Source organism: Paenibacillus sp. FSL H3-0457 (assembly GCF_037981725.1).
Taxonomy (GTDB): domain Bacteria; phylum Bacillota; class Bacilli; order Paenibacillales; family Paenibacillaceae; genus Paenibacillus; species Paenibacillus amylolyticus.
On the sequence record NZ_CP150283.1, the window covers coordinates 6351382 to 6374250 of the forward strand.

A 22869-nucleotide genomic window follows, 5' to 3' on the forward strand; every position below is an offset into this window, starting at 1 on the left:
AAAAGAAGGCGCGGATGGCTATGGCCTTCCCCGCCAAACCTTTAAAATTTAATTAAGCCATACCGTAGAACATGAACGCGAGTACCACACCGATGATCGGCAATACCTCGATCAAACCTACACCGATAAACATTGTTGTTTGAAGAGTGGATTTAGCTTCTGGTTGACGGGCAATACCTTCCACCGTTTTGCTGATTACCATACCGTTACCAATACCTGCGCCAAACGCGCCCAGTCCTGCAACAATTGCTGCTGCGATTAATGCCATTGCTCCCATTTGTATATCCTCCTTAAAATGATAAATCGAATTTTTTATTGTTCAGCCTGGTGAAGAAATCTTCGTAGGGCTTGAAACTTAATGCTCGTCGTGCGTCTCGATGCTCTGTGAAATGTACACCATCATCAAGATAACAAACACAAATGCCTGGATCGCGCCGATAAAGATACTAAAGCCTTGCCACACCATAAGTAGCGGAATCGCTGCAATAGCACCAAACACTTTAAATGTGGTCAGTTTCAGGATCGTTGCGATCAGTACCTCACCCGCGAAGATATTCGCGAATAGACGCATACCGTGTGTCAACAGCTTGGATGCCGTCTCAATCAAGTTGATTGGCAAGAACAAGGCGAATGGCTTCAGGTAATGCTGGAGATATCCTTTTGTGTTGCGGAACAATCCTAGTCCATGAGATACAAGGAACGCTACAAGAGCTAGTCCCATCGTTACAGACAAGTCGGCTGTTGGTGATTTCCACCAAGCCAATTCAACGTGTGGGTGTGCTTCAGGGTCCTTGGCATGCGCTTTTTCAAACGCCTCCACCGCTGTAACAATCGGCTTACCGAATACCTGTGCCTGATTAACATCTGTTACCTCAGATACAGCCACGAGCGGAAGGCCGAGCATGTTCCCTACAAAAATGAACATAATCATGGAAAGAGCGAGAGAGATAAAATGTTTACCTTTCTTCATATCCATTGTGCTGGAAATCAGATTGCGGACGAATTCTACTGCCCACTCCATAAAATTTTGCAGCTTGCCGGGATTTTCAACGGATAATCTCCGTGTTGCCAGTACAGCAAAAATAAAAACAATTGCACCTGTAACTACCAGCATCAACAGAACCGATAGATCCAGTCGAAATCCGCCAAGCATAATAATTGGAGCTTCATGCATATTTTTCTCACCCCTTTCTCGACTTGAAAGCTGCAGCCCTTAACATCATTCTGCTCTGCGGGAATGGACAATCCCTATAATCAGTAAGGAAAATTGTGCAATGACGAGACCGCCTGCAACCGCATATGTATTGAAGTACTGCGGAAAGCGCATCGATATGAATATACCGAGCACAGCGAGTGCCGCTCTTGTCAAAAATCCCAGGTTCACACGCTTCAAGTTACCTTCTGCCGCATCATCAGACATTTTCCTTACTTTGTAGCCCAAGTAAAATGCATTGATCCAGCTAATTCCTGTACCCAGGGCCAGTCCCAAAGCAATTGTCTCCACACGTGGCATAAAGGCCGCTGCGAGAAAACAAATCATAAGAAAGTACATGATGAAAACAGTCATCGATCTGCGGTATCTGGTTAGTTCACTCATCACTTTCCCCCATGAATTTTTTCGCGATAAAGTAGATGCTTACACCGCCTGCCGCAAGAAAAAAGAGAACGCTTACGGCGATCCATATTCCGTTACCTCCGATGGTCTTGTCCAACCAGGAGCCAGCGTAATATCCGGCAACAGCGAGAATGGCAACCTCGATCCCAAAAGCTGTCACGAGTCCCATCGCTTTCCATACATTATCGTCATGGTTACGGGATGAATTTGGTTTGTTCGAATCGGCCATTTTCCACGCCACCCTTGCAATCCCAGTTAATTTTACTGAATGATGAGAGCCTTTGTCAATTGAATGATTTTAGCGTTTTAAAGGGGAAAACGACGGGAATACAGACCCTCAAAGCCCATAAACCCGCGTAAACCGTACAGTTTAACTGTATGCTTGCCCTTTATAAATCCGTCAGAAAAAATGTATTATTTTTTGAATTTTCTGTGAAATGATTCCGGACGCTCACTATTTACACCAAAATGGTGCAGAATCGCATTGACAATTCTTTCCGAAGCATGTCCATCACCGTATGGATTGGCAGCCTGACTCATGCTTTCATACAGGGTTTTGTCTGTAAGCAGAGCTTTGGTCCGTTCATACACAAGTTCCTCTTCGGTACCTACCAATTCCAGCGTTCCGGCTTCAATACCTTCCGGGCGTTCTGTTGTATCGCGCAATACGAGCACAGGCACACCAAACGAAGGCGCTTCTTCCTGCAAACCGCCTGAATCGGTCAAAATCAAGTGAGTGTGCGGGTAAAAGTTATGCAAATCCACCACGTCTAGTGGATCAATTAATTGAATACGGGGATGATTCCCCAAAATCGCGTGAGCCGGCTCCTTCACAGCAGGACTTGGATGCACCGGGTACACGATGGCAATATCTTCGAATTCGTCGGCAATCCGTTTGACGGCCTGGAAAATGTTGCGGTGAGGCTCGCCCTGAGATTCACGGCGATGAGCTGTCATCAGCACAAGGCGTTTGCCCTGGGCCCAATCAAGTACCGGGTGTGTGTAGTCCTCCCGTACTGTATATTGAAACACATCTGTTACCGTGTTGCCTGTGACGTACGTACTAGACTCCGATTTATTTTCTTTGGCAAGATTGGAAGAAGACCAATCCGTAGGCGCAAAGTGTAGATCAGCCAGTACTCCCGTCAGCTGACGGTTCATCTCTTCCGGATATGGAGACAGCTTGTTCCACGTCCGCAGCCCCGCTTCCACATGTCCTACCTGAATCTGTTGCAAGAATGCTGCGTAGCTCGCTACAAAGGTAGTTAATGTATCCCCATGAACCAGTACAATATCTGGCTTAGCTTCGGCTAACACCGGTTCCAGACCGCCAAGCACACGAATTGTAATTTCATTCAATGTCTGACGGTCCTTCATCACATCCAGATCATAATCGGGATGAATGTCGAAAACTTCAAGTACCTGATCCAACATCTGGCGATGCTGCGCAGTTACGCAAACAATAGATTCAATAGACTCAGGGTGTTTCTGCAATTCTAAAATAAGCGGAGCCATCTTGATGGCTTCCGGACGCACCCCGAAGATCGTCATGACTTTAATTTTGTTGGACATTCGAGCAAAGCCCCTTTTCTACTCCGCATGCAATATGCTTATTTAGTGCCGTATAGACGGTCTCCTGCATCTCCAAGCCCTGGAACGATATAACCATGATCATCCAGACGGTCGTCCAATGCTGCTACATAGATGTCCACATCGGGATGTGCATCTTGCACAGCTTTTACGCCTTCCGGTGCTGCAACCAGGTTCATCATTTTAATTTGGGTACAGCCACGTTTTTTGAGCACGTCAATAGCTGCAATTGCCGAACCACCCGTTGCCAGCATCGGATCAATTACAATCAATTGACGCTCTGTTACGTCTGTAGGCAGTTTGGTGTAGTATTCTACCGGTTGCAGTGTTTCCGGGTCACGGAACAGACCAACATGTCCAACTTTTGCCGCTGGCAACAATTTCACAACGCCATCCAGCATTCCGAGTCCTGCGCGCAGAATCGGCACCAGTCCGAGCATACGTCCAGAGATGACTTTACCTTGTGTTGCAGCTACAGGTGTCTGTACATCAATCGTTTCCAGTTCAACATCTCTTGTAATCTCATAAGCCATCAACGTTGCTACTTCATCCACCAATTCACGAAAATCTTTCGTATTCGTACGCATGTCGCGTATAAACGTCAGTTTGTGTTGAATCAAAGGGTGATCACATATTACTAATTTTCCCATCTAATTTGTCCCTCCGGTAAGTTCTTCATGTTCAGCATTTCCAAATATACCTAGCCACCATTCATGGGCTCGATAAATCCTGTATATTATATCATCACCAACAACGAATTACACCATCAAAGGGCACCCAATCATTACAGATTACCGAATCCTATAAAAAACAGGACCGGAAAATGAGTCTTCCGGTCCTGTTTTGCTCCTGCTGTTATGTCGTTAAGAAAATGAAAATGATGAATACAATGGCACTCCGCCTACAGAATGATCCTTCGATCGCTGTTATCCCCAGATTTTTTTTATTCTCCTTTTAACAAGGGAAAAATCCGGGGATAAAGGCGAACGCTTCGCTTCTGCGGTCTCATTCTGTCTGCTTCGTTTTTTTGTATCCCATTTTAAGAACATCTCAAATACAAACACCATTAGCAAAGTTTTTTAGTATTTAAGATCTGTATAGAGCGGGAATTGGTCTGTCAGTGCAGTCACTTCTGCACGGGCTTCATCCAGCTTCGCTGTATCTTTAGGATTTTTCAGCGTTTTGGCAATGATCTTACCGATCGCTACCATCGCTTCTTCGTTCATGCCACGGGAAGTTGCAGCAGGTGTACCAATTCGAATACCACTCGTTACAAACGGGCTTGTAGGGTCAAATGGAATGGCATTTTTGTTCACGGTAATACCGATGGAATCAAGCACATGCTCAGCTTCCTTACCTGTGATGTTCACACTGCGTGTGTCGATCAGCATCAAGTGGTTATCTGTACCACCAGATACGATGTTCAATCCTTCAGCGATCAGTGTTTCAGCCAGAACCTGTGCGTTTTTCACGACATTCTCTGCATACGTTTTGAACGATGGTTGCAAAGCTTCTCCGAATGCTACCGCTTTGGAAGCGATCACGTGCATCAGAGGTCCACCTTGGGAACCTGGGAATACGGCTTTATCAATCGCTGCTGCCCACGCTTTGCGGCACAGAATCATACCACCACGAGGTCCACGCAGCGTTTTGTGTGTGGTTGTTGTTACGAAATGCGCATGTGGAACCGGGTTTGGATGCAAACCCGCAGCAACCAGTCCTGCGATGTGAGCCATGTCCACCATGAACAAAGCGCCTACATCATTGGCGATGGAAGCCAGCTTTTCAAAATCAATGGTACGCGGATATGCACTTGCACCTGCAACGATCAGACGAGGGCGGTGTTTGAAAGCCGCTTTGCGTACTTCATCATAATCAATCAGGAATGTATCTTCCTGTACGCCGTATGCTACAAAGTTGTACAGCAAACCAGATGCGTTAACCGGGCTACCGTGTGTGAGGTGTCCACCATGGGCAAGGTTCATACCAAGTACAGTATCACCAGGTTTCAACGCTGCAAGATAAACTGCCATGTTCGCTTGTGCACCGGAGTGAGGTTGAACATTCACGTGTTCTGCTCCGAACAATTCTTTTGCACGATCACGCGCGATGTCTTCAACGATGTCCACATGCTCACAACCGCCATAGTAACGTTTACCTGGATATCCTTCAGCGTACTTGTTGGTCAGAACAGATCCCATTGCTTCGATTACTGCTTCACTTACGATGTTCTCGGATGCGATCAGTTCGATGTTGTTCTGTTGACGTTTCAGTTCAAGATTCATCGCTTCCAGTACTGCCGGGTCATTCTTGCGCAATTGTTCCATGATTAAATTCCTCCCAGGTATAAGTGAAGTTATAAAGTGAAACTAATGTTTACACGAAAACGGCGAGTGCAACACCAATCTGAAGAAACGAAGTGGTCGCCTTTATCACCGGATTTCCCCTTTAAATAGGGAATAAAAAAATCTGGGGATAACAGCGATCGGAAGATGGTGATGCAATCAAAGTCAGAAGTGTAACCCAATTAGTCTCGCTTTATATGTTAGTCACAAAATGTCGAATCTGGTTGTTCTTCCATACGATACACCGCGCGTTCGCCGCCAATCAACTTCGGACGAGTCAACGCTGTGGTTACACGAGCATCTCCAACATAGCGGAGCGCTGTACGATAGGGTACGGCTACATGCCGGAGATGCATCCCAATCATCGTCTCCCCAATGTCCAGTCCCGCATGGGCCTGCACATGTTCAGCCAGGCATGGATCGGTCAGCGAACGATATGCTGCGGATGCCATTGAACCTCCGGCCTTGGGCACGGGTACTGCACCAACCTCGGTCAATCCAAGTCGAGTAAGCACAGAACGTTCCATTACCAGCGCACGGTTCAGATGCTCACAACATTGGAATACCGTGTCAAAACCGAACTCTTCCTGCACCTCGCGTATACCCGCAAGAAGCTGCTGCGCCACTTCAATGGCACCACTCGTACCAATCCGAGCGCCTGCGACTTCACTTGTGCTTGTACCGATCACAACGATCTGTCCAGGTCCAAGCTGTCCGGCAAGCGCCAGTTCATGCAGAATAGACGCGGTCTGTTCCTGCAATCCGGGTTGTTCCGAATCTAACTCTATAGTCATCCTATCATCGCCTCCCGATAAAATCATGCCCGCTGTCTCTTGGTTCCTTCGTATTCTTGCACGGCATCTCAGGTACTATTATAGCGAATAATCAGATGAAAGACGAAAAAAAGAGCAGTCTGCGGGTAACGCAGAATTGCTCTTTTGCCCAGGCGACCGGCCGTTTGTTCCGGTGCTCCATCGTGGTTATGCCCACTTCGTCGCCAGTTACACCGGATCCCTGTTTTCCCCTTCATCATAAAACAACCCGCGGCTAAAATCAACGGTTAATTTACATCACGTGTCCTATTTCTATAACCTGCCTCGCAGGATCAGAATTATCCCAGCTTATCCAAAAGCCGGTCCAATGCCGTCCGAATCTCAGCTGCAGCTATATTGTAATCATCACGACTTCCCCCAAACGGATCGGAGATGTCGAAACTTGGAATTCGTTGTCTAATCTCAATGGCTCGCTCACGCTCCGATGCCAGGATCTCTTGGCCAAGGGCACGTTTCATCTCCAGCGTTGCAAACAGGCTGTCCAACTCCTGAACATCACTTAATACCTGTTCATCATCCTCCACATATTCTTTCAATGTATAGGTTTTGTGGACTGAATCGGGAAAAACCTGCATGACATGCTGCTTATGACTCCGTGTTAATGTAAGAACCAGATCGGCCCAACCTACCAGGTTAGAGCTAAGCTGTGTGGAATGAGGTGGACCTTCAACGTTATGATCTCTCAAAACCGCTTCAGCATGACGAGAGATCGGCATACCCGACGTTGCTGCCACACCTGCGGAACGAACTTCTACCTGAATGCCACGCTCCGATGCCAGTTTTCGCAAAAGCCCCTCTGCCATGGGGCTGCGGCACGTATTTCCTGTACATACGAATAAAATATGTTTCATTGTGTTAGCCTCCCCATTTTACATATGATGCGAATGATATGATATCTCAAGTTTTATTCTAAAATATAAACAAAAGTCCAAACGCAAGCAAGATTGCGCCACCAATAGCTTCGCCGTAATCCCCGAGATTCTGACTCACCCGACGGCCTAATAACAGCCCCATAACCGACATCACCCCGCCACACACACCGAAAGCAAGTACAGTTAAGATCAGATCACTGCTGAACATCCCTAAGGAAACGCCAACGGAGAATGAATCCACACTTACGCTGAGGGAGAACAAAACAACGCCGAGCAGGGAACGGTGGTCCACCAGCTTTGTATCGCCTTCACGGAATGCATTCAGAATCATATGAGCACCCAGCAAAACAAGCAATCCACCTGCCGCATACGTCGTAATGTCACCGAGCAGGGAACTGACGTATTTGCCCATATACATGCCGATGAGCGGCATGATGATATGAAATAGCGCCGTTACAATACTGATTCGCAATACATCCCGCAGCCGAATGCCCTTCATGCCAATTCCGATCCCGAGTGAGAACGCATCGAGGCCAAGCGCAATAGCCATGATCAAAATGGTTACCAACTGCCCTACATGGACAGACACATCCCACATCCCCATACCCCCAAGTCACGTAAAGGTTCTTGTACACGATATGCGGACAAGGACCTAAACATGACCGATGAAAGGCAAACGGCGACGGATCTCTGGTCAGATGCTGGCTTTATAGAATCTTGATTTTGTTTTGGAAAAAGAGTGATTACTCTCCTGACTGTATGATCAGGAGAGGTTATGAGGGTTGCTGGTTGCCAACTTGTATGAGTTGGTTCCCCGCAGCCTTGAGCAGCCGATTCATGACGGCTGCTCCCAGCCCTTCGCGTGAGCAGGCTTCAGCCACAATATATGTGGCGCCTTGCTCATCGCAACTGCGCAGCGCGGCGTATAGCCGGCGCGCTGCTTCTTCCAGCTCGCTGGCGTCGCCCAGCGAGAACACGGCATCGGCGCGGTACTGCTCCGCGTGCTCGGCGAACGCCAGCACAGCGGTGCGCTCTCCGCGCTGCGCCGCCTCTGCGAGGGCGGCGCTGATCCAGGCCGCCACCGCTGCGGGCGGCCCCTCTACCACGCACAGCGCCCCTGCGGGTGCGTAGTGCGTGTACTTCATGCCCGGCGAGCGCGGCGCCGGGCTGCCCACGCCATCGGGCCCCTCCGCGAGTAGCGCGGGGTCCGTGGCGACACGGGCGGCAACGGCGGACAGTTGTTCCGCCGTAATGCCGCCAGGGCGCAGGATGGTGACGCTACCGTCGTCACCGACCTGCACAACCGTGGACTCGACGCCCACCCCGGTGGGGCCGCCGTCCACAATGCCGCCGATGCGGCCATCCAGATCCTCGCGCACATGAGACGCGAGTGTGGGGCTTGGCCGCCCGGAGCGGTTGGCGCTTGGCGCAGCCACAGGGCATGCCGCCGCGGCGATCAACTGCAAGGCCACCGGGTGGTCCGGCATGCGCACGGCCACCGTGTCCAGACCGGCGGTGACACGCGGGGACACCGCCCCTGGCCTAACCGGCAGCACCAGCGTCAGTGGTCCCGGCCAGAAGGCCGCCATCAGCGCTTCCGCCGTTTCGTTCACTTCCGTGACCAGCGTATCCAACTGGTCACGGTGCGCGATATGCACAATCAGTGGATTGTCGGAAGGTCGGCCTTTAGCGACAAATACAGCCTCCACGGCTGCTGTGCTACGCGCATCAGCACCCAAGCCATAGACCGTCTCGGTCGGAAAGGCCACCGTCTGACCTTGACGAATGCAGGCTGCGGCAGCCTGCAAGTCGGCGAGCGCCTGTTGATCGGCGCTCCCCTTTTTCACATCCAATAATTCAATATTACCCAATCCGTGATCGTTCTCAGCGCTCACCAAGACACGTACATCCCACATCTCGGTGACCAGCTCTCCCGGAGCTTTCATATCACGTTCTTCTCTACCATCCCTCATCTCAGAGGTGTGTTGCACTGGTTCGTTTTCTCTGCTCATATATCATCATTCCTAAACTTCAAGTAGGTTAGTTCATATCCATATTCAATATAAGAGGTTGTTCAAAAAGTACGCTTTTGATTACGATAGATGCCTAGCGGCATCATCAACGTCGAATATGAAATTCAGCCGAAATAAGCGGGAGGCTTACGAAGTATGTTTCCGAAGGAAACATTTTGGTTGCTCACGTAATTTTCCTACGCTCCGCTACTCCATTTCTAGCTTCATTCCATCTTCTTGGTACTGAAAACCAGACTTTTTGAACACGCACTATAAGTAATTATAACATACCTGTCCCAACTCGGATGCCCTTCAAACTTCGCCCGGAAATTCACCACTAAATCATATCAAAAGGGCAGCTCCCTGAATCGAAGTCGCCCTTATTTTCAGTATAAATCCGTTGTTATGCGAACAATCCAGTCACCCAACTCCATAGTTTCACAGCCATATCCCACAGAAAGAATCTTGCTTCCGGTGTGTCTCCCTGCACAGATGCCTCTGCATCTCCTGGTTCAGCTGCAACGGCCGATACGGTTGAAGGTTTCGCCAGTGCATCCCCGGTCCCTGCATCAATGAAACACAGCGGCGGGAACAACACACACCACCAGTTCTGACCTTTGCCTTCGCCCAGTATGATTCGAACCGCTTCATAATCTCCGGCAGGATAGACGGTACCCCCATACAGCTTGGTCGGGAAAGGAACAGAACCCAGCTCCACCTGATACTCATAATTTAAACCGCGACTGGCCAACTCTTCTCCTACTCTATTCTCGATCTCGGACAAATGCTCACGAATAACCTTGCGCGCTTCATCTAGACTTTGCGGATTCTCCAGCTCGGCTACCCACTCGCCCATCTGAGCAACGACAGCATCCCGAATCTCGCGTTTCACCAATTGATCTCCTGGTGCATCCGAGTTTGCTAGAATACGCAAGCGAATTGATTGTTCTGGAATTGCTGTGGCCGCCACAGCTGCATCCGTTTTCTGACCTTCCCACATCATGATAATCAACATAAGACATACAATAATAAGTCCAATTTGCTTTACAATTCGTCTGCTCATTCCGTTCTCCCCCTCGGCTCTCTGATCACGTTGCCTGCAACTCTCTCATGTCTATCAGTATGCCCCGTAGAGACAGAAGTAAACCTAGCATTTGCAATAAATCTACTAAATCGTTTCTATGATTTACACTTTCTCACCTATCATGTTAAAAAGGCTGATCCGCACCTGGTTACAGGGCAAATCAACCTCTTCATTCCTATAAACGATCACGTTATACGTCCCACCGCTTTACTTTTCACCTACACCGACTCAACAGTTACACAGCACTTTTCTCTTTCTTGAGCATATTCCATAAACGTTCCGACAACCGGGGTTGTTGCTCTCCCATCAGAAGTTCATCCTCCTCTTCTTGCCCGTACAACTTAATGCTCATGACTACACCGATGCAAGCCATATTAATAAGCAAAGAGGTGCCGCCGTAACTGATGAACGGTAACGTAATACCTGTGAGTGGCATCAGTCCGAGAAACGCCCCCACGTTCTCAAACACCTGATACAACAACATTCCTATAATACCTACAATGATGACGGGTCCCGCGCAATCTCTACATGCCAGAGCAATCAGCACCATGCGGTGGATCAGGATAAAGTACAACAGAATCAGTACGGATGCACCAACAAAGCCAAACTCCTCTGCGATCACAACAAAAATGGAATCAGAATACGTATAGGGGACTCGTCCACTCTGAACGGATGTTCCTTGCAAGTAACCTTTGCCGATGATGCCCCCTGAACCGATGGCTAAACCTGCATTTTTTGTATGCCAGGAAGCTTTGGAGGTAGCCTCCTCCGGTACAAGCCAGGGATCAATACGCTCTGCCCAATGCTCACGTTTTATCTTTTCAAGAAAAGTGAATACTTCATCATGGTAGAAGGTATAGGCTTTGACAAAACCAAAGAACGCTACCCCCACAATCGCCAGTGCAATCAATGCGTGCTTCAGCCTCATATTTCCGATCCAGAATACCGCAGCCAGAATCACCACATACCCCAGCGCATTTCCCAAATCATTCTGAGCCATAACAAGGGCAAACGGAATAAACGCCCAACAGCCAATCGGCACAATATCTCTCCAAAATTTCAGTGTGCCTCGTTGTCTCTTCACGATCAAATGGGCGAGGAACAAAATCAGAATCATCTTGAACAGCTCTGCCGGTTGAAAAGAAAAGTTTTCGCCCAGCTTCAGCCAACCGTTGGCGTTATTGATTGAACTTCCCAGGACATTGGCCAGGATCAGCAGTATGATCCCCAAGCCATACAAATAAAACGCATATTTCACGTATAACTTGTAATTCACAAGCCCGATCACAAGCACCGCAATGAACCCGGCCACATAGAAATACATCGTTTTGACATGATGATTCGCCAGGTTGGCATCTGTCTGCGTTCCGCTATAAATCGCAAATACACTAATAATCATGAGCAACAGCATTACAAAAAGAATCACACCGTCCATCTTTTTCAACATTCTCAACATGACGCTGTCCATCCCCCTGAAATCTAGCATTCTATCATTTCCAATTGAACTCAATATTACTATTGTATAAAAATGGATGATAAAATGGAAATCTGGATGCTTCAGGATGACTATTAAACCATTCAATGGCCCGACTCACACTCTAAAAACAATAAAAACCCCAAAACATCCACCCCTTGTAACTTGGGTTGGTCTGTTCCAGGGTTTAATAGTTATATCGTTATTTACGCTTATACACATATATCTTACGTTCTGTTCACGAGAGTTATTGCTCTTGCTGCGACTGCTTCCGTCTGAACAACTTCATGACCATCTCAGTGATACTGAGTTGTTCTGACGAACCCAGGATATCTTCATTTTCTTCCGTATGAACTTTAATACTCATGACAACACCCATACTAAGCATGTTGAGCACAAGAGAGGTACCGCCGAAACTGATAAATGGAAGTGTGATCCCTGTTAATGGCATCAGACCGATAAACGGACCAATATTAACAAAAATCTGATAGAGAAGCATCGAAATAATACCTACAATCAGGTACGGCCCAGCCCGATCTTTGCACTCCAGTGCGATCAACACCAGCCTGTGAATCAGAATAAAGTAGAGCAGTAACAATACCGATGCTCCAACAAAACCGAATTCTTCACCAATCTGCACAAAGATGGAATCCGCATATGCGAGCGGTACTCGATTGGACTGGATTGTCGTACCTTCGAGATACCCCTTACCACTGATTCCTCCGGAACCGATGGCTAACTTGGCATTATAGGTCTGCCACAATACATCTCTGGATGTCTGTTCTGGCACGAGCCAAGGGTCAAACCGCTCAGCCCAGTGAGCACGTCCAATATCTTTGAGGAAATTGGCAACTTCATCATGATAATGAATATAGGCCTGTGTTCCACCAATAAAGGCAGCAACAGCAATCACGAAACCAATCAGTGCATGGCTGAATTTCACATTGCCAATCCACAACAGACCGACAAGAATGACTACATAACTCAAAGCATTCCCCAAGTCATTTTGAAGCAGAACCAACAACAAAGGAGGCAAAACGCACAGTGCGATCGGAATGACATCACGCCCGAAGAATAAGGGTCTGTTTTTCTTTCTCGCAAGCAGAGCAGACAGGAAAACGATTAAACACAACTTAAATAATTCCGCAGGCTGCAAACTCAGGCCAAATATGGATAACCAGCCTTGGGCTCCATAATACGTAACACCGAAAAAGTTAACGATAACGAGTAGCAGTAAGCCCACACCGTAGATATATAAATAGTTTTTGATGATCACTTTATAGTTAATCATGGACATTCCGAAGAATACGATGAAACCTATAATATAGAAAATCCCTGCCTTTTGAGGGTAGGATTCCCATCTCGGACGACCAAACGTTGTACTGTAAATCGATAAAATACTGATACCCATCAGAATAACGAGTATAAAGACAATAGAATAGTCTATCTTTTTAAATTTGTGCAGCATGTAATTATGTTCCCCCAAGCATTCAGAAATCTTCGGTATATCTCATTGTAGAGGATTTCACGGCAAAAAGAAAACCCGCGGAACCTTACATTTTCGTCACCTGTTCCGAAGTACGAACACCCAGGACATGCCGCTCGATTCCGGCAAGGTCCGGTACAATGATAATTTCCGGCCAATGTCCCGCCGTTTCAAGTAAAGCTGCGATGTCGCGAGCCTGCCCTTGGCCCAGCTCAAAACCAATGATCTGCGGCGGCGCAGGCAACAGCGCCAACTGCTCCAGCATGATACGGTACGGTGCAAGCCCGTCCGGACCGCCGTCCAGTGCCATGCGCGGTTCATGATCGCGCACCTCTTGTTGTAACCCGGCGATATCAGCCGCCGGGATGTATGGCGGGTTGGACACCAGGATGTCCACCCGTGCCCCGGCGAACGGGGCCAGCAGATCGCCTTCACGGAAGTCGATCTGTACCCCGTTCGCGGCCGCGTTCCGCGCGGCCACTTGCAGGGCAGCCGCCGAGAGATCCCCGGCGCCAACCCGCCAGCGCGGGCGCAGTGAAGCCATCGTCACCGCGATGGCGCCACTGCCCGTGCCGATATCGACGGCGAGCGGAGCGCCGTCGGGAAACACGCGGTCGGCTTCGCGTAGCACAGCCTCGACCAACAGCTCGGTCTCCGGCCGCGGAATCAGCACGGCCGGCGTGACCTCGAACGGCAGCCCATAAAATTCCTGGCTGCCGATAATGTATTGCGCCGGCTCACCCGCAGCCTTGCGCGTGACGGCGTCCTCCCAGCGGCTGCGATGCTCGCTGGGAAAAGGCTCCGGCTGCATCATGTAATACGCGGCGCCATAAACGCCGAGTACATGTTCCAGCAGCAGCCGGGCATTGTTTTGCGGCTCGTACACGCCGCACTTCTCCAAAAAAGAGGAAGCCTCCACGAAGGCTTCCCGACAGCTCTGTTCCGGCGTCATGACAAACTGCGCGCGGGTCACAGATTATTCTCCTCTATCCATCAACTCGGTCTGCTGAGCAATCGTCAGTGCAGACAAGATATCTTCAATCTCCCCGTTCATGATCTGATCCAGCTTGTGCATCGTCAGACCGATACGGTGATCCGTCACACGGCTTTGCGGGAAGTTGTACGTACGAATACGCTCACTACGGTCGCCCGTTCCCACTTTGCTCTTCCGCTCAACAGAGATCTTCGCTTCCTCTTCCATACGTTTCATATCGAAGATACGTGTACGCAGAACCTGCAACGCTTTTTCCTTGTTGGAGTTCTGTGATTTTCCATCCTGACATGTCGCCACAATTCCCGTTGGAACGTGCGTTACCCGTACTGCGGATTTCGTGGTATTAACCGATTGTCCACCTGCACCACTGGAACAGAACGTATCAACACGGATGTCTTTATCATGAATTTCGATATCAAAATCTTCGGCTTCAGGCATAACCGCAACCGTTGAAGTTGACGTATGAATTCGTCCGCCGGATTCGGTTGTCGGAATACGCTGTACACGGTGTGCGCCGCTTTCGTATTTCATTTTGCTGTATGCGCCACGTCCGTTGATCAGGAAAACAACCTCTTTGAATCCACCGAGATCATTTGTGTTAACGTCCATCAGCTCTACACGCCAGCCTTGTGCATCTGCATAACGTGTGTACATCCGATACAGATCTGCTGCAAACAACGCTGCTTCATCTCCACCAGCTGCTCCGCGAATCTCAACAATAACGTTTTTGTCGTCATTCGGATCTTTTGGCAGCATGAGTACACGAATCAATTCGTCCAGTTCCTTCTGGCGAGTGCTCAGTTCGTCAATTTCCATTTTGACCATTTCGCGCATCTCATCATCCAGTTTCTCACCCTGCATTTCCTTTGCAGCTTCGAGATCCTGACTTACCTGTTTGTATTCATTGTACGCTTCATAAGTTGGTTGCAGATCGGATTGTTCTTTGGAGTATTCCCGCAACTTTTTGTTGTCACTTGCCACATCCGGGTCACACAAAAGTTCGCTCAACTTGTCATAACGGTCGGCTAACGCCTGTAATTTATCCAACATGTATAGTCACCTCACACATTATTTTGTCCATGCAAATATCGTTTTTAATAATTATTTCGGTTTCATTATTCATAACATCTATAATCTATATTCCACAACGCACAGGATTCACACCGAATCCCCTGACCGCAGCATGTATTCACATTCCTGTATGATCGACGTATAACATCGCTACAACGTCATCAAATCCTTTACTTTTAAAGTGAAATCAAGAAATCGCGTACCCTGTATGAAACTCGCTTAAGCTCATCTGTTCAAGCGCGAATTTTAACGTGGTATACGACTCTTAATTATAGCATATTCTTATGGTTCTGAATAGTAACTGTTCCGCATGCGGATGAACTAATTTTTATAATTCAATTTTCTCAACTTTCACTCGTTGTCATTCCGCTGATGGATTCGCCTACCGAGAATGTTTGTAACAAATAGATCATTCAAGTTTATTTCTGATGTTGTAAAATATATACAAGGGCTCTATAATTCATAGTTTTGATATTTTAGTTTAGGAGGGAATGGATGCTATGAACTTAACACCAGCTGTTTTTCCAACAGAAAAATTAAAGATTGCTTTGGCACAATGTTCTTCGATCGACGGAAATATTGAAGAGAACGTTAATAGGGCTTATGAGATGATTGAAGAAGCTGGAAAAGAGCACGCCGATATTATCATGTTTCCAGAAAAATATCTGACGGGATATGTGCCAGAAATCGTAGAATCCAATGTAACTGAATATACACTCTCCATTAATGATGCGAGGATTGATAAGTTGCGTCAAGCATGCAAAAAGTACGGCATTTGGTCAATCATCGGAACCCCTGTAATAAGAGGCGAGGATGTGTTCATCTCTTCAGTTATAATAGATTCCAATGGACATGAAGTGGGTGTTTATGACAAGTCTCATTTATTTCAAACGGAGAAAGAAATGTTCTCAACCAATAATGAGCAGGTCATCATTAAATTAAAGGGCTGGAATATTGGGATGGCCATCTGTTATGACGCAGGTTTCCCTGAACATTCTCGTCTTTTAGCACAAAATGGCTGTCATTTATATATGGGTAGCTCTCTTTTTAGTAAAGGAATGGGGTACAAAGAGTCACGAGTATGGTTTCCTGCCCGCGCTCTGGATAATACGATATTTACAGCGATGTGTAATCACGTTGGAACAACCGGAGTCTGGGATACGTGTGGACATAGCGGTGTATGGAACCCTCTAGGTGATAATATAATTGATGCCTCGCAAGACAACGTTGAGTTGCTCATAGCTGAATTAGACCCCGATCTTCTTAATCAAGCTAGAAATGGCGAAAGAATGCTTGCGGATTCGTTTGATATAAATAAAGAACACTATTCTTTCAAGACTATTGTTGGTAACTAAGCAAACCTCGTATGAATTGAGCGTACATAAGTACATTACGATTGAGGTGGCCCCTTACATCGATACTAAAAACCCTACAATCTTCACAAGAAGATCGTAGGGTTTTGGTTATTGAATCTAAATATAAACGAGTAACAACTTATACGTTGAAACGGAAGTGCATAACGTCGCCGTCATTTACAACGTACTCTTTACCTTCAAGACGAAGTTGTCCGCGCTCTTTGGCACCGTTCATGGAACCCGCTGCAACCAGATCGTCGTAGGAAACCACTTCTGCACGGATGAATCCACGTTCGAAGTCGGTGTGAATGACACCCGCTGCGCCAGGCGCTTTGGTACCTTTGCGGATTGTCCACGCACGAACTTCCTGTACACCTGCTGTGAAGTATGTGTACAGACCGAGCAATTTGTAAGCCGCTTTGATCAACAGGTTCAGACCGGAATCCTCGATACCGAGTTCTTCCAGGAACATTTGTTTATCTTCGCCTTCCAGCTCAGAAATCTCTTCTTCAACCTTCGCACTGATTGGCACCACTTCTGCGTTCTCAGCAGCTGCGAATTCTCTTACTTTTTGCACGTAAGCATTGTTCGCCACGTCGCCGATTTCGTCCTCAGCTACATTGGCTGCGTACAGAACAGGCTTCAAGGTAAGCAAGTGCAGATCGCGCACGATCAGAAGCTCATCATCCGTAAGTTCCATGCTGCGTGCCGGCTTGTCATCGTACAGAACAGCCTTCACTCTCTCCAATACTTCTACTTCTTGAGAGGCAGTCTTGTTGCCGCCCTTCATGTTTTTCTTGGAGCGATCGATTTTCTTCTCAACACTCTCGATATCGGCCAGGATCAGCTCCAGATTGATCGTCTGGATGTCGCTCACCGGGTCAATTTTACCGTCGACGTGTGTGATGTTCTCATCTACAAAGCAACGTACCACGTGTACAATTGCATCTACTTCACGAATGTGAGCAAGGAACTTGTTACCAAGACCTTCGCCTTTGCTCGCACCGCGAACAAGACCAGCGATATCTACAAACTCAAACGCCGTTGGTACTGTTTTCTTAGGTACAACGAGTTCTGTCAGTTTGTCCAGACGCTCATCCGGTACTTCAACAATCCCCACGTTAGGGTCAATTGTACAGAACGGATAGTTTGCCGATTCGGCACCTGCTTGTGTAATTGCGTTAAACAATGTAGATTTACCAACGTTAGGCAAACCCACGATTCCAGCTTTCAAAGCCATGTATATGACAACTCCTCATTGATTACTTGTTCGGTATGGATAATCCTATACATTATATATGACAAACCTCAAGGCATCAAGGAACTTCGCCAATTCGACCAGAGTCCCATACGCTTCCCGAAATCCCCGGTTACTGCGGATAATTCGTTTTGCGCAGATCTTAAGTTTTGCCTAGAATATCCGCTATTAGGTTTACCCTTTTATTTCCTTGTACATGGTTAGATCCGTTACCTCATATCCCATCTTGCGATATAGGCTGCTCGCCCGCACATTATGTCCAAAGACATGCAAACCAATGCGATCCACGCCAAGACTCAAGGCCGTCTGTTCAAGCGCCTGCATTGTCTCTGTTCCGTATCCCTTACCACGGTGCACTTCTTCAACCACGATATCCAGCAAAAAAGCATCTTTTCCACGACGATTATCCGTGATATTAAACCAGATATACCCTACATTTCCGTCCACAGGATGCACCAGATTGTAGAGATATGCTCCGGGTGTGTTCAAGCCTTCTGGCAGATAACGTTCATAAGATTCCTCCGCCAGTCGCTGCGCCTCTTCCTCAGCCCAGGTACCCGCTTCTACTTTTTCCTGTGCAAAATCCTTAATCGATCGAATGCAAAAACTCGAATAATCTTCCTGATTCATTGGAGAAAGTTCCATGTTGTTTACCTCCTTATTTCGAGTGATCTTAATTATGTATCATCTCTGTGCAGTCCTTTTTGCACTACTAGTATCTTATTGTATCCTGTTCTTCCGCTTAGCGCATAAAGTTATTCTGACGATTCGGTTTTCAATTTTCATATTTATCCATTTTAATCAAAACTTTTGATCTCATCCCATCGTTTATACCTCATAGGAAAGGAGTGGATCTTATTGAACACACGTCGCCGATTCTCCAAAAAGAAAATGATTATCTTATCCGCTATCATACTCGGAATCGCCATAGTCGCTTTTATGAGCTTTCTGAATGCAATGGATCCCTTTCGCCACTTAAGAATCACGATCCACAATCAGTCCGACTATGACCTCACCCATATTCAGGCCAGCCTGGTTCAAGGCGACAACTCGTTTAACAACAACGAGAGTGGCTCCACCTACATATTCGACAAGGATATTCCCAGCGGAGCAAACGTGAAATTCGCCCCGCAACTGAAACGTTCCGGGGAGGGGGTCGTCTCCTTGGCGTTCACGGACAGTCGCGGAAAAACCTATAACAAAACGGTTTGCGGTTATACGGAATACTTGTCCGGCAATTCCTACGTCACTGTAACCAATGAGAATGTCACCGTGAAAGAAGAATGTATGTAAAAGGTAGATCAGTCAATCATCAAATAAACATGCAATCTCCCTTTAGGAAGATTGCATGTTAGGGTCCTATTTTATTTCAACATCGTTTATCACCGTTAAAAGTTAGTAAAAAGAACTTTACGGGCCTTTTACTTCTTGCTATGCAATAGGTTATAGATTATCATTGCAGCCTCCTGTCGGGTTAGCTGCTTTTTAGGCATAAACTTCCGATCGGGGTATCCTTTCATAACAGATTCTTGAGTTACAAGACTGATACTATTTCTAGCCCAATTGGAGATCATTTGGTTGTCATCGTAAAGTGTGAATGATGATAATACATAACCTTGTTTTTTCATTACGTTCTCAATCATACTTGATGCTTCTTCTCTCGTAACGTCCACATTCGGTCTAAGCGAACCATCACTGAATCCTTTAAGTATACCTTGTTGTAATGCAGGAGTTATCTCCGAATAGTACCAAGAGTTAGATTGAACATCGTTGAATTCATTAATATAAGGAACCACAGAATTATATCCAAGGGCTCGTTTTAAGAAGATTGCAAATTCGGCTCTCGTCACTTTTTGATGTCCACCAAACGAACCATCGGAATAGCCTTTGACAATTCCCTTCTGTGCCAAGTAGATAATAGCCTCCTTCGCATAACTCTTTTCTATATCTCTAAAAGTAACACTTGCTGGATTTTTCACTTCTCCATTTGAACCCACAACTTGAGTATCAATTGTAATGCTGTCGTTTTTCCCCGTAACCGCACTAGGGAAAGGGATATTATTAACATTATGGTAAGGAGGAATAGGATAATTATATCCATATACCGTTGCACCACTTCCATCTGCTGGAGTTGTTACAGCAACCGTCTGCTTGCCAATGACCTCTTCTGATCCATCAGGTCTGACACGAACAGCGATGACATTATACTCATAATATTTATTTCGTTCGACGCCCACTTCACTAAACTGCAACTTACCGTTCACAGCAGTCACCATACCCTCATCACGTGTTTCTCCAGTGGCAGTATTCAAATACGTCTTACGATAAACACCGTTTCCTAGAGGTTCGTACTTCGTTTGTGGATTACGTTCAACGTAATGAACTGCTCCTTCAATAGGTTGATATTCAAAGGCAATCGTTGCGTTCGAGGCATTCATTGGAGCCACATTCATTGGTTGAGGTATGCCCGCCGTCTGCACTTCGATTGTACTAGATTCAACCTTTCCGTATTTGTTACTCGCTACAACCCGATAGGTATATGTTCTTCCTGGCTGGAGCGTGTACGCTATCATCGTATTTGAATGACCTGACCATACTTTACTCACTTGATCCTGGTAAATCTCATAATGGGTTGCTCCCTCCACCAGATTCCATTGTAGGTCCACTCTATTATCGTACACTCGATTGACTCTGATGTTAATTTGGCCTTTCGGTGCCACGTCCTCAGTCACCTTAGGTATCTTCACACTTTTAACTGCAGGAGGACCTTCATTGTCTCCGTCCCGGCCAATCACTTTATAGATGTATGTGGTGTCAGGTGTAACATTCCCATCCTCGTATGAGGTTGACTTAGTGATCGCTAAAGGCTGATCATTACGAGTAATCACATACTCTACTGCATGGTCTACCTTGCTCCACGTAAGTCTAACTTTGGTGGAATCCAGCGCTTCAGCTCGGAAATCTGGTGGATATGTAATAAAATTTCTAATTCCGATTGTAAATTTCGCTTCTTCACTGTAAACATCGCCTTTGCGAGCTACTAATGTATACTTAGTGATCGAATTAAAATTCACACCTTCATGCACATATTCTAAAAGCGGACCCTCATATAGAATTTCAGAACCACTCTTGAGAATATATTGTTCAGCACCTTCCACTGCATGCCACTGCAACCGAATCGCATTATTACCCACAGCACTCGACTGGGAGTATCTAGGACTATCTAGTTTCGTGATCACAGGTTCCCCATCAGCTAGCGTCGGAATAACGTAAGGATCTTCAGGAGTCCCCTGTCCTTTAAATTCCACATTATTTTTTAAGAAGGCTTTATATTTGAAGTTTTGTACCGCGCCGCCTGCTGCAACAGAGTTTATATGATTATTTGGGAATGCATCAGATCCAGTGGCTATCTCCGTAAAAACAGGCCCCTTATTACCATGTTTTGCATTTTCATATGTATTAGGATTAGCCAAAGCCAGACTGGATATCATCTGATTCGGACGATTAGGATCATTTAGAACAACCCCTGTATATTTCTCTAAATCCTCCTTGGTAACGATCCCTACAGGAGATGAATAGCCATGAACGTACTCCCCTGTATCAAACGCATTGACATTCCACCATAGCGTGTTAAAAGGAGACTGCTTGTCTTCTTTAATTTTATTTAGTTCATAGCCCACACTATCTGCGAACTTGGAATACAGGTCTACTCTCCATCTAGCACTATCACCTTGTGTATCAATGTATTTAGAAACGGTATTCTGAGAGATTAAGGTTTGATTATCCACGAGGTACCATTTACCGTATTGCTTAAGATCAACGACTGATCCAAACCCCGCCTTGGAAACTCCTAAAGTATAAGCATCCTTTGCAGGAGGCGTAATAATAAACTCGACTGAGTCTTGAGTGGAGTCTGTAGAATTCGTCCAAGCTAACTTGATCACATTTTTCTCACCTTGTTTCAAACCATTAATGAGAGCACTTGAGCTGGATTGGCTGTTCAGATCAGTATTTTTCACGTCATTGACGTACACCTCAGCCAGTACATTGGCATCTTGCTTGTAAAACAGACTGATCGCATTGCCATTCACAAGCCCCCAGTTTACATAAGCGAAGCCACCATTAACAATCTCTAATTCACCTGAAATTTTCCCCGTAAAATCAATTCTACCCGCATCATCGTAGATTGGCGCAGGTCCCTTCAATCTAACGAAGAGTAACTCTTGTTCTCCGTATTTTTCCCCGTCATAAGCGAGAACTCCGATCCTATATGTTTCATCTGGTGCAACTCTTGTTATTGTGTACGTTCTTATATTTTTATCCATAGCAACTTCTCGATTGACAGTAACAGCATATTTAGTTGCTCCGGGAACTTCATCCCAAGACACCGTTATGGAGTTTTCCGTTGTCGTTACCGTTACGTTAGGTTTCGGCAAATATGACGTAGTAATAGTGTCACTTATTGTTTCAATTGATGCAGACGTATTAGTCGTGTTGGTATTATACGAGTCTATAAAGTTATCACTCGACTTGGAAGACTCCGTAGTTATTTTATCTGTACGAGGCTCATAATTTGCATGAGCTACTTCTGTCCCTGCTCCTGAAATCAGTAGATTAACCAACAATAAATTAATAACTAGCATGAAAATTAATACGTTCTTGAACTTCATGTATGTATCACCTCTTAGAAATTGTGTTTAATGCCTCATATGTATGATCTTAAAAAACCTGCATTATTACTTTGGATATCTAAAACTTAAATATATACTTATAATTTCGAAATTTTAACTTCTAGTCTTGAATCAATCCATCCTTTCCTTAATTTCAAGTGAGTCTTCGTGCCTATAAAATTATTAAAAACCATTCCTTAAGACTCATCA

General features: G+C 46.3%; 21 protein-coding genes and 1 riboswitch. Of the genes, 2 read left to right on the forward strand and 19 right to left on the reverse strand.

Translation table 11 applies throughout. The annotated features are described in order from the left end of the window. Positions 1-52: 52 nt before the first annotated feature. The 16 genes from atpE to prfA all read right to left on the reverse strand — a co-directional run bounded on the left by atpE (position 53) and on the right by prfA (position 15355). Positions 53-277 (reverse strand): F0F1 ATP synthase subunit C, encoded by a 225-nt coding sequence (gene atpE / locus MHH25_RS28000; RefSeq protein WP_017691934.1) that lies wholly within the window; start codon positions 275-277, stop codon positions 53-55. A 78-nt stretch (positions 278-355) separates the two neighbouring features. Further along, positions 356-1174, reverse strand: coding sequence for a F0F1 ATP synthase subunit A (gene atpB / locus MHH25_RS28005; RefSeq protein WP_221821822.1), 819 nt, complete (start codon positions 1172-1174; stop codon positions 356-358). Between the two features lie 45 nt (positions 1175-1219). Beyond that, a complete protein-coding gene (locus MHH25_RS28010) occupies positions 1220-1597 on the reverse strand; it encodes an ATP synthase subunit I (protein ID WP_062836961.1) in 378 nt (125 codons plus the stop codon). Further along, positions 1590-1844, reverse strand: a complete 255-nt coding sequence (locus MHH25_RS28015) for an AtpZ/AtpI family protein (protein WP_340018644.1) — start codon at positions 1842-1844, stop codon at positions 1590-1592. The genes MHH25_RS28010 and MHH25_RS28015 overlap by 8 nt, the downstream gene beginning before the upstream one ends. 185 nt (positions 1845-2029) lie before the next feature. Beyond that, positions 2030-3187, reverse strand: a complete 1158-nt coding sequence (gene wecB, locus MHH25_RS28020) for a UDP-N-acetylglucosamine 2-epimerase (non-hydrolyzing) (RefSeq protein ID WP_036612570.1) — start codon at positions 3185-3187, stop codon at positions 2030-2032. Between the two features lie 38 nt (positions 3188-3225). Further along, on the reverse strand, positions 3226-3855 hold the full coding sequence (gene upp / locus MHH25_RS28025) for a uracil phosphoribosyltransferase (protein ID WP_017691929.1): 630 nt from the start codon (positions 3853-3855) through the stop codon (positions 3226-3228). 429 nt (positions 3856-4284) lie between these two features. After that, entirely contained in the window at positions 4285-5532 is a 1248-nt protein-coding gene (gene glyA / locus MHH25_RS28030; protein WP_164783303.1) for a serine hydroxymethyltransferase, read from the reverse strand. Positions 5533-5750: 218 nt separating this feature from the next. After that, on the reverse strand, positions 5751-6344 hold the full coding sequence (locus MHH25_RS28035) for a TIGR01440 family protein (RefSeq protein ID WP_076254013.1): 594 nt from the start codon (positions 6342-6344) through the stop codon (positions 5751-5753). Between the two features lie 139 nt (positions 6345-6483). Continuing rightward, positions 6484-6565: riboswitch (ZMP/ZTP riboswitch) on the reverse strand. 96 nt (positions 6566-6661) lie between these two features. Beyond that, entirely contained in the window at positions 6662-7234 is a 573-nt protein-coding gene (locus tag MHH25_RS28040) for a low molecular weight protein arginine phosphatase (RefSeq protein WP_036612575.1), read from the reverse strand. Positions 7235-7292: 58 nt separating this feature from the next. Further along, positions 7293-7853, reverse strand: coding sequence for a manganese efflux pump MntP family protein (locus MHH25_RS28045; RefSeq protein WP_036667772.1), 561 nt, complete (start codon positions 7851-7853; stop codon positions 7293-7295). 175 nt (positions 7854-8028) lie between these two features. Further along, positions 8029-9201 (reverse strand): L-threonylcarbamoyladenylate synthase, encoded by a 1173-nt coding sequence (locus tag MHH25_RS28050; RefSeq protein WP_340018645.1) that lies wholly within the window; start codon positions 9199-9201, stop codon positions 8029-8031. Between the two features lie 469 nt (positions 9202-9670). Further along, positions 9671-10330, reverse strand: a complete 660-nt coding sequence (gene spoIIR, locus MHH25_RS28055) for a stage II sporulation protein R (protein ID WP_339195833.1) — start codon at positions 10328-10330, stop codon at positions 9671-9673. Positions 10331-10586: 256 nt separating this feature from the next. Continuing rightward, on the reverse strand, positions 10587-11807 hold the full coding sequence (locus MHH25_RS28060; protein ID WP_339195837.1) for an FtsW/RodA/SpoVE family cell cycle protein: 1221 nt from the start codon (positions 11805-11807) through the stop codon (positions 10587-10589). Positions 11808-12072: 265 nt separating this feature from the next. Then, entirely contained in the window at positions 12073-13293 is a 1221-nt protein-coding gene (locus tag MHH25_RS28065; protein WP_076319224.1) for an FtsW/RodA/SpoVE family cell cycle protein, read from the reverse strand. Between the two features lie 85 nt (positions 13294-13378). Beyond that, positions 13379-14263, reverse strand: coding sequence for a peptide chain release factor N(5)-glutamine methyltransferase (gene prmC, locus MHH25_RS28070; protein WP_339200074.1), 885 nt, complete (start codon positions 14261-14263; stop codon positions 13379-13381). Positions 14264-14287: 24 nt separating this feature from the next. Then, positions 14288-15355 carry a peptide chain release factor 1 gene (prfA, locus tag MHH25_RS28075; RefSeq protein WP_017691918.1) on the reverse strand — a complete coding sequence of 356 codons (1068 nt, stop codon included), beginning with the start codon at positions 15353-15355 and terminating at the stop codon, positions 14288-14290. A gap of 521 nt (positions 15356-15876) precedes the next feature. Here prfA and MHH25_RS28080 point away from each other — a divergent pair. Further along, positions 15877-16731 (forward strand): carbon-nitrogen hydrolase family protein, encoded by an 855-nt coding sequence (locus MHH25_RS28080; protein WP_051447271.1) that lies wholly within the window; start codon positions 15877-15879, stop codon positions 16729-16731. Positions 16732-16870: 139 nt separating this feature from the next. Here MHH25_RS28080 and ychF read toward each other — a convergent pair whose 3' ends face one another. Then, entirely contained in the window at positions 16871-17971 is a 1101-nt protein-coding gene (gene ychF / locus MHH25_RS28085; RefSeq protein WP_017691917.1) for a redox-regulated ATPase YchF, read from the reverse strand. A gap of 192 nt (positions 17972-18163) precedes the next feature. Next, the gene (locus MHH25_RS28090; RefSeq protein ID WP_036612595.1) at positions 18164-18634 is read right to left on the reverse strand and encodes a GNAT family N-acetyltransferase; all 471 of its coding nucleotides are present in this window, start codon (positions 18632-18634) and stop codon (positions 18164-18166) included. A gap of 213 nt (positions 18635-18847) precedes the next feature. Between MHH25_RS28090 and MHH25_RS28095 the strand changes: the two genes are divergently transcribed. After that, positions 18848-19282 carry a hypothetical protein gene (locus MHH25_RS28095; RefSeq protein ID WP_036612598.1) on the forward strand — a complete coding sequence of 145 codons (435 nt, stop codon included), beginning with the start codon at positions 18848-18850 and terminating at the stop codon, positions 19280-19282. A 128-nt stretch (positions 19283-19410) separates the two neighbouring features. On the opposite strand, the gene MHH25_RS28100 is transcribed toward MHH25_RS28095, so the two are convergent. Further along, a complete protein-coding gene (locus MHH25_RS28100; protein ID WP_340018646.1) occupies positions 19411-22659 on the reverse strand; it encodes an S-layer homology domain-containing protein in 3249 nt (1082 codons plus the stop codon). Between the last annotated feature and the right edge of the window lie 210 nt (positions 22660-22869).